Source organism: Ditibartonella choladocola, assembly GCF_002007565.1.
GTDB classification, from domain to species: domain Bacteria; phylum Pseudomonadota; class Alphaproteobacteria; order Rhizobiales; family Rhizobiaceae; genus Bartonella; species Bartonella choladocola.
This window is the reverse complement of record NZ_CP015625.1, coordinates 2,891,954-2,907,212: the sequence shown is the minus strand read 5'-3', so window position 1 is coordinate 2,907,212 and position 15,259 is coordinate 2,891,954. Positions and strand designations below refer to the sequence as shown.

Below are 15,259 nucleotides of genomic sequence, written 5' to 3'. Positions count from 1 at the left end.
ATGACAAAAAAACTTATTGAAGTCTTAAGTGGTAAAACACTTTCTCCGCCACCCGTCTGGTTGATGAGACAAGCCGGACGGTTTTTACCCGAATATCGTGAGGTGAGGAAACAAGCAGGAAGCTTTCTTGATCTTTGCTACAATCCTCGCCTTGCTTTTGAAGTCACGATGCAACCGATCAGACGATTCGGTTTTGATGCAGCAATCCTGTTTTCGGATATACTCGTCGTTCCTCATGCTTTGGGGAGAAACTTACGTTTTGAAGAAAAGAAGGGGCCGATTCTTGATCCACTATCGGTCAATGAAATTGAAAAATTGAATGTCGAAAAGGCTCAGGAAAGACTGGCTCCAAGTTTTGAAACTTTATCTCTTCTCAAAAACGCTTTAGCTCACGATACAACGCTGATCGGATTTTGTGGTGCCCCCTGGACAGTGGCAACCTATATGATCGCCGGACATGGCACTCCGGATCAAGCTCCCGCCAGATTGTTCGGTTTCACTCACCCTGAAGCAATGAAAACTCTTCTCGAAATTCTTGCCGACGTTTCAGCCGATTATCTTGTCAATCAGGTCAAATCCGGAGCCGAAGTTTTACAGATTTTTGATTCCTGGGCAGGCGTTCTTGATGAACAGAGTTTTGATGAATACGTCATTTATCCGATCAAGCGGATGGTTCAGCGTATCAGAAAAGTTTTTCCCGAAGTTCCGATAATCGGTTTTCCGAAAGGTGCCGGCGCGCTTTACGAAAATTTTGCCCGAAAAACAGGGGTGACTGCCGTCGGACTTGATTGGTCTGTTCCGCTTTCCTTCGCCAAAAAATTGCAACAGATAACGCCGGTTCAGGGAAATCTCGATCCTTTGCGATTGGTTTCGGGTGGCGCTGCTCTGGAAACAGGAATAAATAATATTCTCGATAACCTTGGACATGGGCCGTTGGTTTTTAATCTGGGACATGGAATAACACCACAAACGCCTATCGAAAATGTTGAAAGACTGGTCAAACTGGTGAGGAATTTTAACAAATGACGAATTCTAAAACGCATATGACAACGGGGACAATCTGGCTTCGCGCCATCGTTTCACTCTTGATTGTCGTGGTTGTTTTATGGGGGTTGTTTCACGTGAATCCTGATGAATATCCGGATTCGACTTTATGGATCAAATCTTTTCATGTGATTTCTATCATTTGCTGGATGGCGGGAATGTTTTATTTACCACGTTTGTTTGTCTACCATTGTCAGGCCGAAATTGGCTCGAAACAATCCGAGACATTCAAAACAATGGAACGGCGGTTGTTGCGGGCAATTATCAATCCGGCGATGATTGCGTCTTGGGTAACAGGCTTATGGATGGCCTGGAAAGTTTATGAGTTTCAAGGCGGTTGGCTTCATCTCAAACTTCTTGCTGTCGTTATTTTATCGGGCTATCACGGGTTGTTATCACGTGGTGTTCGCCATTTTGCCGAAGATAGAAACAATTTTTCTGAAAAAACCTGGCGTATTTTGAATGAAGTTCCCACTGTTTTGATGATTATTGCTGTGATTGCTGTGATTGTGAAACCGTTTTGAATGAAATTTTCTTGATTTCTTCACACAAGGGCATTAGATGGAGCTACCCTCCTTTTTTATTTTCCATAGTTTCTTAACAAGATACTTTTCAAAGGAAAATAATATTTCCACAATTATAAGAGTTTATATTGGATGCAGAATATTCAACAGATGAAACTACAAGAGCTGAAAAGTAAGACTCCGGTCGAGCTTGTCGCTTTTGCCGAAACGCTGGAAGTCGAAAATGCTTCGTTAATGCGCAAACAGGAATTGATGTTTGCCATTTTGAAAAAGCTTGCCCTTCAGGATGTTGAAATTATCGGTGAAGGTGTTCTGGAAGTTTTGCTCGACGGTTTCGGGTTTTTACGCTCGGCCGATGCCAATTATCTTCCAGGTCCTGATGATATTTATCTTTCCCCTTCGCAAATCAGGCGGTTTTCATTAAAAACCGGCGACACTGTTGAAGGACCGATACGCAGCCCCAAAGAAGGCGAGCGTTATTTTGCTCTGTTAAAAATCAATACGATCAATTTTGAAGATCCGGAAAAAATCCGCCATAAAATCCATTTTGACAATTTGACACCTCTCTATCCGAACGAGAGGTTGAAAATGGAATTGAATGACCCGACAAACAAGGATATGTCGGCAAGGGTCATTGATCTTATCTCGCCTTTGGGTAAAGGGCAGCGTGCACTGATTGTTGCACCTCCAAGAACCGGTAAAACAGTTCTTCTGCAAAACATTGCCCATTCAATCACAGCCAATCATCCGGAATGTTTTCTGATTGTGTTGCTCATTGATGAACGTCCGGAAGAAGTGACCGATATGCAACGTTCGGTCAAAGGCGAAGTTGTTTCTTCAACATTTGACGAACCCGCATCCCGTCACGTTCAGGTTGCCGAGATGGTCATTGAAAAAGCAAAGCGCCTTGTTGAACAGGGGCGCGATGTGGTCATTCTCCTTGATTCGATCACCCGTCTTGGTCGTGCCTATAATACGGTTGTTCCTTCATCAGGAAAGGTCTTGACCGGTGGTGTTGATGCTAACGCTTTACAACGCCCCAAGCGCTTTTTTGGTGCAGCCCGCAATATTGAAGAAGGCGGTTCGCTCACAATTATTGCAACGGCTTTGATAGATACCGGAAGCCGTATGGATGAAGTTATTTTTGAAGAATTCAAGGGAACCGGTAACTCGGAAATCGTGCTTGACCGGAAAGTAGCCGATAAGCGAATTTTCCCGGCAATGGATATTTTGAAATCCGGAACCCGCAAGGAAGATTTGTTGGTTTCCCGTCAGGATCTGCAAAAAATATTTGTTTTGCGTCGTATTCTCGCTCCAATGGGCACAACCGATGCAATCGAATTTTTGATTGATAAATTGAAGCAGACAAAAACCAATGCGGAATTTTTCGATTCGATGAATACCTGATTTGGAAATACCTGACTTGGAAATAGCTAATTCGGAAATAGCAAATTTGAACACACCTGATCGGGTGATACTCAGTCGGCAACTTTACACTCCGGATAATATCCGGGGATAATGTCTGACAGGTGTTTTTCAAAAAATAGACGTAACAGTTTTTCCGTCCGGAATTTTTTTTCGGACGGTTTTTTATTTTTGATTTGGCCGAACAACAGCTTCAAGCGAATCTCGAAGGAGTTTTGCTAAAAAATGAATGGTCTCTTCTGTTTCAAATGGCTTATAGAACATTTGTTGAATTGTAGAACTTTTGTCCGTTCAAAATGAAGCGGGCGAGATTGTAAAGCACATTCCGCAACGAGGATAACGACTATGGATACTATTTTTGCTCTATCAAGCGGAAAACTTCCCTCCGGAGTAGCCGTAATCCGCGTTTCAGGAAAAATGACAAAATCCATTGTTCAAACATTGCTTGGCAAAATTCCGGCGCCCCGTGTCATGAGTTATGGCAAGCTTGTAGCTCAAGATGGTGACTTTGTCGATAGTGCTTTAACGGTGTTTTTTCCCTCACCACACAGTTTTACCGGTGAAGATTGTGCCGAATTTCATCTTCATGGTGGAAAGGCTGTTATAGACCGGTTTTTGAATGAACTTGCAAAGTTCGATTCATGTCGATTGGCCGAACCCGGTGAATTTTCAAGACGGGCATTTTTTAACGGCAAGCTTGATTTGACGGAAGCCGAGGGACTGGCCGATCTCATTGAAGCAGAAACCGAAAGCCAGAGGCGGCTTGCCATCATGGGCGCAAGTGGCGAACTTGCGACACTTTATCGACAATGGCGGAGCGATCTTATCAAAGCGCGTGCCATGATCGAAGCTGAGCTTGATTTTTCCGACGAGGAAGATGTACCGGGTTCTGTGAGCGATATTGTTTGGGATCATTTACAAAATTTAAGCCGGTCGATCTCGGATTTTATCATAAAAAGCGAACGTGTTGCATCAATGCGCGACGGGATAAAAATTGTCATTGCTGGTGCTCCGAATGCTGGAAAATCGAGTATTATCAATAAGTTAGCCGGTTTTAATCTTGCCATTGTAACAGATGAAGCCGGCACAACACGCGATGCTTTGGAGACGCGTATTGTGATTGATGGCTATCCGGTTTTGATGACTGATACAGCCGGCTTGCGAGAAACCGATAACAAGGTTGAAAAACTCGGTATCGAGGTCGCCTATGATCGAGTGAAAGACGCAGATCTCGTACTGCTTGTTGATGATTTGGCACATCCGGTTCCGATAGAGCTCCCCGAAACCGATGCGGAAATCTGGCATATCGGAAATAAAAGCGATTTGGCGAACGGTTCAATAAGACAATGGCCAATCCAGTTTTCAACGAGAACGGGGGAAGGGTTTGATGCCTTTGTAAAAGCTATTGCATCTTTCTGTTCAAAATTTTCATATGATGTAGGTGAAGTGGTTACCGCGAGAAAAAGGCAATTAGCATTGCTGAAGATTGCTGTCTCCGAGATAGACAATGCAGTTCAACATTCCAATCGCGATTTATCGTTGAGAGCAGAACATTTACGACTCGCTGCCGATTCGCTTGGTCGAATTACCGGAGACATAGATGTTGAAGACATATTGGATGTTATTTTCTCGCAATTCTGTATTGGTAAATGATTTGAATAAGAGAGTGCGATTTATTTTTTCCGCTGAAAAACAGTGATTCACGTGAAACATTTTAAAAATAAAATGTTCAATCTTTAAAAATAATGATTCACGTGAAACATTCCATGTGTTAGACAAGTGAGATAATTCGTGCACGTTGCAAAGCACACTAATATTCCGCAATAAGGTTTGGTTCTTTGTTTCACGTGAAACGTTAAAACTTTAACGGTGTTTGTATAAAATTGGCTGATAAATTTGATGTAATTGTTGTCGGGGGCGGACACGCCGGTTGTGAAGCTGCTTCTGCTGCTGCACGTACCGGTGCAAAAACGGCGCTCATAACCTACCATTTTGCTTCCATCGGAACGATGTCATGTAATCCGGCAATTGGTGGCCTCGGAAAAGGCCATCTCGTGAGAGAAATTGATGCACTTGACGGGTTGATGGGGCGTGCTGCCGATGAAGCCGGAATACAATTTCGTTTGCTTAACCGGAGAAAAGGCCCGGCGGTCAGGGGGCCACGAACGCAGGCAGACCGCAAGCTCTATAAAAAAGCTATGCAGACGTTGATTTCGGAACAGCCCAATCTCACGGTTATAGAAGATGAAGTCATTGATCTTATTGTGAAAAATGACACCGTCGCGGGTGTCGTATGTAAAACCTGTGGACCAGTTGATGCAGGTGCGGTTGTCTTGACAACGGGTACATTTTTGCGTGGCCTTATCCATATAGGTGAAAAAACATGGCCTGCCGGAAGAATGGGTGAAGAACCCAGTAATCTTCTGGGAGAACATCTGGGACAATATGGTATCCGTTTGGGACGGTTGAAAACCGGCACTCCTTCACGCTTGAGTAAAAAGACAATAGATTGGGACAATCTTCCAAAGCAGAGTGCTGACGAGGATCCCGTACCGTTCTCGTTTTTGACCGATACAATTTGTCAACCGCAAATTGACTGTGCTGTTACGAGGACCAATCATAAAACCCACCAGATCATAAAAGATAATATTCATCGTTCGGCGATGTATTCGGGCGCTATCAGAGGTATAGGTCCGAGATATTGCCCTTCGATTGAAGATAAAATTGTAAAATTCGGAGAGCGTGACGGACACCAGATATTTCTTGAACCGGAAGGACTGGATGACGATACGGTCTATCCGAACGGTATATCCACATCTCTGCCGGAAGAGGTTCAACTCGATTTTATCAAAACCATTGAAGGGTTGGAACACGCGAAGGTTTTGCAACCGGGCTATGCAATCGAATATGATTTTGTCGACCCGCGCCAACTTTATGCAACATTGGAATTAAAAGCACTTCCAGGCCTGTTTCTGGCCGGTCAGATCAATGGAACGACAGGTTATGAAGAGGCAGGAGCACAAGGTTTACTTGCAGGATTGAATGCTGCAAACAGAGCTTCGGGCACAGATCAGGTAACGATTAGCCGGTCAACGGCCTATATCGGTGTTATGGTTGATGATTTGATTACGCGTGGCGTCAGTGAACCCTATCGTATGTTTACTTCTCGCGCCGAATTCCGTTTGTCTCTAAGAGCGGATAATGCCGATGAGAGGCTGACACCATCGGGATTAAAATGGGGAATTGTCGGCTCGCTGAGACAGAAGAGTTTTCAACATAAACAGGATTTACTGGATAAAGCCCGTCATCTGTGTCAATCGGTATTTATCACGCCAAATGAAGCGACAGAAAAAGGATTGCAAATAAAACACGACGGAATTCGCCGGAATGTTTATGATTTGCTTTCCTATCCGGAAATGTCACTCTCGCGTTTGAGTGAAATTTGGCCATCGCTCAACCAGATTGATAAAAAAACGGCTGAAACATTGGAAATTGAGGCGCAATATGCGGTTTATCTTGATCGTCAGGCACAAGACATTGCCAATCTTCAGCGCGATGAACAACTCCGTATTCCGGCAGAACTCGACATTGATGTGATTTCCGGTCTGTCCAATGAACTGAAAGGAAAAATCCGTCAGCGCGCGCCTCAATCAATCGCCGAGGCACAAAAAATTGACGGCATGACACCGGCAGCTCTGTCTCTTATTATTACCCATATCCAGCGGTTACACCGCGAAAACCGGAGAAGCGCCTGATGACTGAATGGGTAGAAGAAAAATATCAATCATTGCTGCAAATTGTACCTTCGGTTTCACGTGAAACAGCAGAAACTTTGATGGCATTCGAGGAGGCGGTTAAAAAGTGGCAATCCCATATCAATCTGATTGCAAATGCGACTTTGCCCGATCTCTGGAAACGGCACATTCTTGATAGCGCACAAGTCGCCGGATTTAAGCCACACGCAAAAAACTGGTGTGATATTGGTTCCGGTGGCGGTTTTCCCGGAATTGTCATAGCCATTCTTTTAAAAGACCAAAGCGGTTTTCATATTGATCTCGTCGAAAGCAATAGCAAAAAAGCTGCATTTTTAAGAAGTGTCAGCGCCGAATTCAATTTGCCTGCTACAGTTCATACATGCCGCATTGAAACCAGTTACATCCACATTAACAAGCCGGAAATTATCACGTCACGTGCCTTGGCATCGCTCGAAAAACTTTTTGAGTTGACACAACCCTGGTTCGAGCAAGGCGCAACCGCCCTATTCCAGAAGGGCCGTGATTATAAGAAGGAAATAGCCGAAGCAGAGAAAAACTGGACATTCGATTTTAAAGTTCATCAAAGCAAGATTGATAAGCAGTCTGTTATTCTCGAAATTAGCAAGATCGATTCACGTAAGGGGTGAGAGAAATGAGCGACACACGTATTATCGCCATTGCAAATCAGAAAGGCGGGGTTGGCAAAACAACAACAGCTATCAACCTTGCTACTGCGCTTGCGGCCATCGGCGAGACTGTATTGGTTATGGATATAGACCCGCAGGGGAACGCCAGCACCGGACTGGGAATAGATCGTAACAGGCGCCCGCTATCTTCTTATGATGTTATTGTTTCAGGTGCATCGGTCAATGACGCGGCTTTGGAAACAGAAGTGCCAAACCTTTATGTTGTGCCTTCGACACTCGATCTTCTTGGAATCGAAATGGAAATTGCACCGGCAAATGACCGGATACAGCGGCTACAAAAAGCTTTGCGAAAAAATCCTATGGTGACGGAGAAGTTTTCTTATATTCTGATTGATTGCCCCCCTTCCCTCAACCTTTTGACACTTAATGCAATGGGGGCAGCCGATTCCGTTCTTGTGCCTCTGCAATGCGAATTTTTGGCACTTGAAGGCTTAAGCCAATTATTGGAAACGGTAAAACAGGTTCGCAGTTCCCTTAATCCTGCGCTGGAAATACAGGGTATTGTGCTCACTATGTATGACGGCCGTAACAATCTTTCCAATCAGGTTGTAGAGGACGTACGCTCCTTTATGGGAGACAAAGTTTATCAAACTGTCATACCACGCAATGTTCGCGTGTCGGAGGCTCCTTCATTCGGTAAACCGGCTTTACTTTATGATTTGAAATGTGCGGGCAGTCAGGCCTATTTGCAACTTGCTTCCGAAGTCATCCAACGCGAACGCCAATTGCGCGCCGCTTGAATTTTTTAACCTATTGAATAATCAAGGAAATAAAGATGAGTGACGATCAATCGAAAAAACGGCTTGGACGTGGTCTTGCTGCTCTTATCGGCGATGTTGATCTTGGTATTGATAAACCTGCCACAGCTCCGAAAACATCGTCGGAACGCCAGGTTCCTATCGAATTTATTTCCCGTAATCCGCAAAATCCGCGGCGACACTTTACCGAAACCGAGCTTGACGATCTCGCCCAATCTATCCGTGAACATGGCGTGGTTCAGCCGGTTGTTGTTCGTCCCTCGCCCGACCATCCGAACCGGTTTGAATTGATCGCCGGTGAGCGTCGCTGGCGTGCTGCCCAGCGCGCAAATCTCACTGAAATACCGGTTATTATCCGCGATGTCGATGATCGTACGGCTTTGGAACTTGCCATTATCGAAAATGTCCAAAGAACCGATCTCAATCCGTTGGAAGAAGGCATGGGTTACCAACAACTGATTGATGAACATGATTATACACAAGCCGATCTTGCACAAGTGATCGGCAAAAGTCGCAGCCATGTTGCCAACACATTGAGATTATTGAAACTTCCGGCCAAGGTGCAACAATTCATCAATGATGGCCAATTGTCGGCAGGCCACGCGCGCTGTCTGATAACAGTCGATGACCCTTTGGCACTTGCCGAAAAAATTATCCGTGATGGCTTGTCTGTGCGTCAGGCCGAAGCTCTGGCAAATGGACAATCAACCGCAAAGGCAAAAAGACGTACACCGAGCGAAAAGGATGCCGACACCAAGTCGCTTGAAAAACTGCTTGCCGATGTCATAGGCATGAAAGTTGCCATCAAACACGGGAAAAAAGGCGGGGATGTAAAAATCCATTATTCCTCGTTGGAGCAGCTTGATGACATTTGCAGGCGTTTACAGAACTAGGGCGGGTTGTAGTCAATCTCGTACCCCGATTGAACGGGAGAGGTGACGCTTGACGTTATCCGGCTTTGAAGTTTGTGTAACGGCATGTATTTTCGTCTGTGGCGATGTCTTTTTCACTCCGGAAGCTCCGCAAAGTTGCTCTTACCCATGTGAAAATTCTTTGTAACTTTGTTTATGAAAATGACATCCGGTTTGTCCCGAGCGTAAAAAAATGACCTGAAAAGAACATCGAACAAGAGCCAAAATATATTCACGGAAAATTATATAATAGTCTCCTATAAGATAATAAAAAATATTTTTCCGAACGTGACTGTTTATATTTTTACAAGTATTGTTTATGTTTAAATATTTATAATTTAATGAACTATTACATTTATCTACGAATACGATGTTTTTTTTATACAAGTCCGGTGTTTAACTGATCGCGTTACGAAAAAGCACAGGAAAAAATTAATCAAATCTTACGCTATTCAAAGTAGTCCGGATTTGACAGTCGGCAATAAAATTCTATTGTTCGAGAACTTTACGAATGCGGTCGGCAAATTGTTTTCCGAATTCGAGATTTTCCTTTGAAACTGTTGTGCTGTCGTCAAATATTGCGTCCTGATCTTCAAGCGAGGATGCAGCAGCCAGGCTTGCTTGTAATGCCAGATAACCGACAACATAATCTTTTGGTTCAAGCGCATTTTTTTTCAAAATGTTCATGACGCGCTCATCTTTTGAAATGGTTTTAACGAGCCCGTCAATACTACCGTCATTTCCGGTTTCGGATTCCGAAAGCCTGATCGTGGACTCCGACATTTCCTTCTGGACATTTTCCATCTTAGCCAGAAAAGCTTCATTCAAAGGATATTCCGCTACAATCTTAGGATTACCCGTCGGAGAGAGATAGAATTCGCTTTGCTTGTCATTCTGCTTTGGCACATCTTCGCCAAAAGCGGCAACCGGAAAAACAATCAAACAAAGGGCAATCACAAATCGCTTGATAAACATTCAGAAATGATCCTTGCGTTTTCTTAATTCAGCAAAAACAGCGACATCCGAAGCATTTTCCATCTTCAATGTTTTGCGTATATCGGGGTCATTACAGCGTAAAAAGGGATTTGCCGCTTTCTCGCTTTTGATCGAGCTTGGGAGCGAGGTTTCCCCGACAGCGATAAGCCGGTCAACAGCAGCAGCGCGATTGATGAGCGCAACATTATCGGGATCGACCGAACGTGCAAACCGTGCATTTTCTTTGGTATATTCATGCCCGCAATAAAGCTTTGTATCGTCGGGAAGAGCTTTGAGCTTTTCAAGCGAAGAAAACATCATCTCGGCTGTTCCTTCAAACAGTCGCCCGCAGCCCAGAGAAAACAACGTATCACCGGTAAAAACCAGTTTGTCATGAGGAAAATAATAGCAGACGGAGCCAAGCGTATGACCGGGAGTTTCAAGAACTTTGACATCGAATTTTGCGAATTTGCAGCCTGATTGTTCATTGACCGCTTCATCAAGTCCACCAATTTTGTCGGCTTCACGTTCCGGCCCGATGATTTTCGTACCATAAACGGCTTTAAGTGCGGTAATTCCTTCGATGTGATCCATATGATGATGGGTTATGAAAAGGACATCAAGCTTGTAACCTTTCCGGTCAAGCGTTTCACGGATTGTCTTTGCGTCCGGCGCATCAATAGCCGCAGTCAGTCCGCTTGCCTCGTCATGAAGCAGCACTCCGAAATTATCACTGCGGCAGATGAACTGTGTAATTTCCATTGTTTCAATCCCATCGGTTTTTGAAATTCCCGACCTATTCATCGAGCTTTGTCTGTTTCACACCTATTGGCGAGGTTGCATGTTTCATAACAATCGGCATTTGTGCAATCATAAAAATAATGGTGATAGGCATGACACCGAAGACCTTGAATGTCGTCCAGAAATCATTGCTGAAATTTCGCCATACCAATTCGTTCAAAACGGCAAGAAAAATAAAAAACCATGCCCAACGACGGGTGAGAATTTTCCAACCTTCATCATCAAGTTGAAAGGCAGAGTCGAGCACATAGCCGAGAAGCGATTTATTGAAAGCGAGACCACCGAACAGGATAAGGCCGAACAGTGTGTTGATAATTGTCGGCTTCATCTTGATGAATGTATCATTATGGAGCCAAAGCGTTAAAGCCCCGAAAATCAATACAAACACACCGGAAATAAGCGGCATGATCGGGAGTTTTCGTGCAATAATCCACGAGGCGACGAGTGCGATAACAATGGCAACCATGAAAATCGCCGTGGCAGGAAAAATCGGTTTTTCAAATCCCTGAAACAGGCCGACATGTTTGATAAGCCATTCGCCTTTGTAGTTGGCAAAGAAAAACACCACCAGTGGCCCCATTTCGAGAACGAGTTTGAGCGCCGGTGACATATGAAGCTCTTTCACCGCTTTGGTATCTTCCGGATCGGGTTCAAAAAGTGAATTGGTCATTCGTGTTTTCCTGCTATTGCTTCGGCAAAGTCCGAAGCTGCAAAGGGTTCGAGGTCATCAATGCCCTCTCCTACCCCGATAAAATATACCGGCAACTTGTATTTTGCCGCTATTGCAACAAGAATGCCGCCGCGCGCTGTTCCGTCAAGTTTTGTCATGACAAGGCCGTTCACACCGGCAATGTTGCGGAATATTTCCACCTGGTTCAGCGCATTCTGGCCGGTTGTCGCATCAAGTGTTTGCAAAACAGTGTGGGGCGCATCCGGATCATGCTTGCTTAAAACACGCACAATCTTGGCAAGCTCGTCCATCAGTTCGGTTTTATTCTGCAACCGTCCTGCCGTGTCAATGATAAGAACATCACTTCCGGCAGCTTTGGCTTTTTCATAAGCGTCATAAGCAAGGCTTGCCGCATCGGCACCGAGTTTGGTTGAAACAACCGGTGCATTGACACGGTCTCCCCAGATATGGAGTTGTTCGATAGCAGCCGCACGAAAAGTATCACCAGCCGCGAGCATCACCTTTAATCCGCCGGCGGTAAGCTTGGCCGCCAATTTTCCGATTGTTGTGGTTTTTCCCGTTCCATTCACACCGACAACCAATATAACATGCGGCTTATGGCTCAAGTCCAGTTCAAGCGGGCGGGCAACCGGTTCAAGTACTTTCTTGATCTCGTCACTCATGATCGTGCGTACTTCGTCGGTTGATATATCTTTACCGTAACGGCTTGATGCGAGAGTATCGGTAATACGGAGAGCAGTTTCAAGACCAAGATCGGCCTGAATGAGTACATCTTCGAGATCTTGCAATGTCGCTTCGTCAAGCTTGCGCTTGGTAAAGATGGAACTGATCGAATCACCAAGTTGGCGGGATGAACGGGCCAAACCGGTTTTCAACCGTTCAAACCATGACATTTTTTTGGGTTCATGGAGGGGCAAATCCGGTTTGCTGACCTTGTTTTCGTTGCTTGTTACCTTGTCGGTAATTGTTACGGTGTTGCGAGCAGGAAGGTTGGTTCCGGCCTCGGTTGTCTCTACCCTTTGTGAACCGACAAACTCCGCTTCCGGAATTATCGGTTTTTTTGCCGGTTGATTTTCTGCCTTTTTCTTTTCGGTTAAATCGGGTTCTTTATCTTCCGACGGAATATCCGGCCGTTCTTTTTTCGTTTCGACCGGTTTTTTGTTTTCGGTGTTTTTGGCTTCGCTCTGTTTTTTTGCCTGAGCTGCCTTATAGGCTTCAAAGGGTGACAAAGCGGGTGTTGCCGCATCTTTTGTCACATCGTTGTCTGAATCCGTTTTCGGGTTCGAGCCAAAAGAAAAAACTTTTTTAAATAAACCTTTAGCCATAAAAATCCCCGGTCAGGCAGCGTTACGTTCGTCGAGCTTGGCAATAAGCTTGTCACCATCCTGGCCGACAATGTGGCCTTTAACGATGGTTCCGGCAATTGCACCGTCGATTTTGGTCAGTGTGAAATCCTCCGTACGGCCGATTCCATCATGTTCGACAAGAATCATGTGTTCGGTGTTTTGTAAATGCTTGAGATGGTCGTTATAGGCTTTTTGCCCCTTTTGCCGCAGTTTTTCCGCTCTCAGTTTGATAATATGCCGATCAACCTGTGGCATACGGGCAGCCGGTGTGCCTTCCCGCGGGCTATAGGGAAAGACATGAAGATGTGTCAGTTTACAATCATCAACAAGTGCCAGTGTATTTTCAAACATTGCATCGGTTTCGGTCGGAAAACCGGCGATAAGATCGGCGCCATAAACCATTTCGGGGCGTCTGTCGCGTAAATCATTGCAAAACCGGATTGATTGATCGCGTAAATGACGCCTTTTCATCCGTTTCAAAATCATATTGTCGCCAGCCTGAAGTGAAAGGTGCAAATGCGGCATTAACCGTGGTTCATAAGCCAGTAATTCCATCAATTCATCATCGACTTCTACCGAATCTATTGAAGAGAGGCGCAAACGCGCAAGATCGGGAACGTTTCGCAAAATCGAACCGACAAGTTTTCCAAGCGTTGCCTTTCCGGGAAGATCAGGTCCATAGCTGGTAAGATCGACACCGGTGAGAACAACTTCCTGATAACCGTTTCCGTTAAGGCGTTTTATCTGTTCGACAACTGCACCCATTGGAACCGAGCGTGATGGCCCCCTTCCATAGGGAATAATGCAGAAAGTGCAGCGATGATCGCAACCGTTTTGCACTTGCACGAAAGCGCGCGAATGACCTTCGATCGAGTCAACCATATGGGGCGCATTTTCTTTCACGTCCATAATGTCGTTGACTTTGAGTTTTTCGTAATTATTGACACCGAAATCAGGGAGCTGACGATAGGAATGGGCATGCAGTTTTTCTTCATTCCCCAAAACCAGATCAACTTCATCCATATCGGCAAAATCCTGCCCCAGAGTTTGGGCAGCACAGCCTGTCACAATGATACGTGCAAGCGGGTTTTCACGCCTTGCTTTGCGAATTGCCTGTTTTGCCTGACGGACGGCTTCAGCCGTGACAGCACATGTATTGAAGATGAAAGCGCCGTTTTCCAGCTTATCAAGGCCGGCTTCAGCACTTTCTTTGCGCATGACTTCTGATTCAAATGCATTCAGCCGACAGCCGAAGGTGACAATTTCAGTTGCCATTACGAAATCCTTTGATATTCACCCGAAACCGGATCGAACTCTCCGCTAAACTCGAATTCCGTTGGTCCCGTCATGATGATATGGTTGTCTTTATCCCATAAAATATCGAGTTTTCCACCCGGTAAGGTTACCGTTACATGCCGTTTTGTGAGCGCACGTCTTGATGCGGCAACAGTTGCGGCACAAGAAGCCGTGCCACAAGCGCGTGTAAGGCCTGCTCCCCTTTCCCATGTCCGCAAAGTCAAAGAAGTGGGCGATGTGACATGGGCAATTGAAATATTGCAGCGTTCGGGGAAAAACGGGTCATGTTCAAGTTCGGGACCGAATTTATCAAGAGCAATGTTCTCGATATCATCGCCAACAAAGAAAATTGCATGCGGGTTTCCCATAGAAACAAGCGAGGCATCATGAAGCGGCCCGCGACCGATAGAAGCATGATTTGTGTCGTCGATAGCGTGTGACACAGGTATTTCCTGCCATTCAAGATGGGGAATCCCCATATCGACCGATACCAAACCGTTTTCACGACGCTTTGCCCTGACAATGCCGGCAGCCGTGTCCAGTTTGAAATCATCACCCAGATTTTGGTTATAGAGCCATTCAACGACGCAACGTGTACCATTTCCACAGGCCTGAGCCTTGGATCCATCCGAGTTCCATATCACAATGTGATAATCACCACCGGATTTTGTCGGCTTGTGGACTGCCATTATCTGGTCGAACGCCGTATCGCGTTTTTTAGAAAGAGCAATCGCTGCCTCCGGCGTAATGTCTGTTTTGGCCTCGCGCATATCGGCAACAATTATCTCGTTGCCAAGACCATTCATTTTTTCAAAAGGGATCATATTTGCCATCTACCTGATATTTATTACGATAATATGGCTGAAAATCCAAAAAATTCCAGCACAAGCACTTTTTACAGTCGGAATAGACCGGAGATATATAAAACCCGGAGAATATAAAACCCGGAAATGTCTAAAATATTGACCGGATTTTGAAAATGATTGCGGTTGTCTGTGTTAAAAGCCGGTTTGCGGCCATATTTTA

The 15,259-nt window shown here is 45.1% G+C and carries 13 protein-coding genes and 1 pseudogene; 8 read left to right on the top strand and 6 right to left on the bottom strand.

Annotated features, from left to right (window positions below):
• From hemE to BBC0122_RS12695, 8 genes are all read left to right on the top strand, one after another.
• Complete coding sequence (hemE, locus tag BBC0122_RS12730; RefSeq protein WP_077994355.1) at nucleotides 1-1,026, top strand: uroporphyrinogen decarboxylase; 1,026 nt, start codon at nucleotides 1-3, stop codon at nucleotides 1,024-1,026.
• Nucleotides 1,023-1,568, top strand: a complete 546-nt coding sequence (hemJ, locus tag BBC0122_RS12725; protein ID WP_077994354.1) for a protoporphyrinogen oxidase HemJ — start codon at nucleotides 1,023-1,025, stop codon at nucleotides 1,566-1,568. The genes hemE and hemJ overlap by 4 nt, the downstream gene beginning before the upstream one ends.
• Before the next feature lie 141 nt (nucleotides 1,569-1,709).
• Nucleotides 1,710-2,975 carry a transcription termination factor Rho gene (rho, locus tag BBC0122_RS12720; RefSeq protein WP_077994731.1) on the top strand — a complete coding sequence of 422 codons (1,266 nt, stop codon included), beginning with the start codon at nucleotides 1,710-1,712 and terminating at the stop codon, nucleotides 2,973-2,975.
• 363 nt (nucleotides 2,976-3,338) lie between these two features.
• Nucleotides 3,339-4,646 carry a tRNA uridine-5-carboxymethylaminomethyl(34) synthesis GTPase MnmE gene (gene mnmE / locus BBC0122_RS12715; RefSeq protein ID WP_077994353.1) on the top strand — a complete coding sequence of 436 codons (1,308 nt, stop codon included), beginning with the start codon at nucleotides 3,339-3,341 and terminating at the stop codon, nucleotides 4,644-4,646.
• A 230-nt stretch (nucleotides 4,647-4,876) separates the two neighbouring features.
• The gene (gene mnmG / locus BBC0122_RS12710) at nucleotides 4,877-6,748 is read left to right on the top strand and encodes a tRNA uridine-5-carboxymethylaminomethyl(34) synthesis enzyme MnmG (protein WP_077994352.1); all 1,872 of its coding nucleotides are present in this window, start codon (nucleotides 4,877-4,879) and stop codon (nucleotides 6,746-6,748) included.
• Nucleotides 6,748-7,395, top strand: a complete 648-nt coding sequence (gene rsmG / locus BBC0122_RS12705; protein ID WP_077994351.1) for a 16S rRNA (guanine(527)-N(7))-methyltransferase RsmG — start codon at nucleotides 6,748-6,750, stop codon at nucleotides 7,393-7,395. Before mnmG ends, rsmG begins: the two co-directional genes overlap by 1 nt.
• A 5-nt stretch (nucleotides 7,396-7,400) precedes the next feature.
• Nucleotides 7,401-8,195: a ParA family protein gene (locus BBC0122_RS12700; protein WP_077994345.1), complete on the top strand. Its 795-nt coding sequence runs from the start codon at nucleotides 7,401-7,403 to the stop codon at nucleotides 8,193-8,195.
• Between the two features lie 35 nt (nucleotides 8,196-8,230).
• Nucleotides 8,231-9,106, top strand: coding sequence for a ParB/RepB/Spo0J family partition protein (locus tag BBC0122_RS12695; RefSeq protein WP_077994343.1), 876 nt, complete (start codon nucleotides 8,231-8,233; stop codon nucleotides 9,104-9,106).
• A gap of 507 nt (nucleotides 9,107-9,613) precedes the next feature.
• Here the strand turns inward: BBC0122_RS12695 and BBC0122_RS12690 are convergent.
• The 6 genes and pseudogenes from BBC0122_RS12690 to dapF all read right to left on the bottom strand — a co-directional run bounded on the left by BBC0122_RS12690 (nucleotide 9,614) and on the right by dapF (nucleotide 15,057).
• Nucleotides 9,614-10,099, bottom strand: coding sequence for a hypothetical protein (locus tag BBC0122_RS12690; RefSeq protein ID WP_077994342.1), 486 nt, complete (start codon nucleotides 10,097-10,099; stop codon nucleotides 9,614-9,616).
• Nucleotides 10,100-10,861: a hydroxyacylglutathione hydrolase gene (gloB, locus tag BBC0122_RS12685; RefSeq protein WP_077994729.1), complete on the bottom strand. Its 762-nt coding sequence runs from the start codon at nucleotides 10,859-10,861 to the stop codon at nucleotides 10,100-10,102. It abuts the gene before it with no gap.
• A gap of 34 nt (nucleotides 10,862-10,895) precedes the next feature.
• Nucleotides 10,896-11,570 (bottom strand): septation protein A, encoded by a 675-nt coding sequence (locus tag BBC0122_RS12680; protein ID WP_077994341.1) that lies wholly within the window; start codon nucleotides 11,568-11,570, stop codon nucleotides 10,896-10,898.
• Nucleotides 11,567-12,496: pseudogene (gene ftsY / locus BBC0122_RS12675) on the bottom strand (signal recognition particle-docking protein FtsY); the annotation flags it as partial. The pseudogene ftsY and the gene BBC0122_RS12680, both read right to left, overlap by 4 nt.
• Before the next feature lie 432 nt (nucleotides 12,497-12,928).
• Complete coding sequence (mtaB, locus tag BBC0122_RS12670) at nucleotides 12,929-14,212, bottom strand: tRNA (N(6)-L-threonylcarbamoyladenosine(37)-C(2))-methylthiotransferase MtaB (RefSeq protein ID WP_077994339.1); 1,284 nt, start codon at nucleotides 14,210-14,212, stop codon at nucleotides 12,929-12,931.
• Complete coding sequence (gene dapF, locus BBC0122_RS12665; protein WP_077994728.1) at nucleotides 14,212-15,057, bottom strand: diaminopimelate epimerase; 846 nt, start codon at nucleotides 15,055-15,057, stop codon at nucleotides 14,212-14,214. Before dapF ends, mtaB begins: the two co-directional genes overlap by 1 nt.
• Between the last annotated feature and the right edge of the window lie 202 nt (nucleotides 15,058-15,259).

Excerpts from the sequence above, each read along its gene's own strand:
- hemE (WP_077994355.1), top strand. The coding sequence starts at position 1 with ATGACAAAAAAACTTATTGAAGTCTTAAGTGGTAAAACACTTTCTCCG.
- hemJ (WP_077994354.1), top strand. The coding sequence starts at position 1,023 with ATGACGAATTCTAAAACGCATATGACAACGGGGACAATCTGGCTTCGC.
- mnmE (WP_077994353.1), top strand. The coding sequence starts at position 3,339 with ATGGATACTATTTTTGCTCTATCAAGCGGAAAACTTCCCTCCGGAGTA.
- rsmG (WP_077994351.1), top strand. The coding sequence starts at position 6,748 with ATGACTGAATGGGTAGAAGAAAAATATCAATCATTGCTGCAAATTGTA.
- BBC0122_RS12700 (WP_077994345.1), top strand. The coding sequence starts at position 7,401 with ATGAGCGACACACGTATTATCGCCATTGCAAATCAGAAAGGCGGGGTT.
- BBC0122_RS12695 (WP_077994343.1), top strand. The coding sequence starts at position 8,231 with ATGAGTGACGATCAATCGAAAAAACGGCTTGGACGTGGTCTTGCTGCT.
- BBC0122_RS12690 (WP_077994342.1), bottom strand. The coding sequence starts at position 10,099 with ATGTTTATCAAGCGATTTGTGATTGCCCTTTGTTTGATTGTTTTTCCG.
- gloB (WP_077994729.1), bottom strand. The coding sequence starts at position 10,861 with ATGGAAATTACACAGTTCATCTGCCGCAGTGATAATTTCGGAGTGCTG.
- BBC0122_RS12680 (WP_077994341.1), bottom strand. The coding sequence starts at position 11,570 with ATGACCAATTCACTTTTTGAACCCGATCCGGAAGATACCAAAGCGGTG.
- mtaB (WP_077994339.1), bottom strand. The coding sequence starts at position 14,212 with ATGGCAACTGAAATTGTCACCTTCGGCTGTCGGCTGAATGCATTTGAA.
- dapF (WP_077994728.1), bottom strand. The coding sequence starts at position 15,057 with ATGATCCCTTTTGAAAAAATGAATGGTCTTGGCAACGAGATAATTGTT.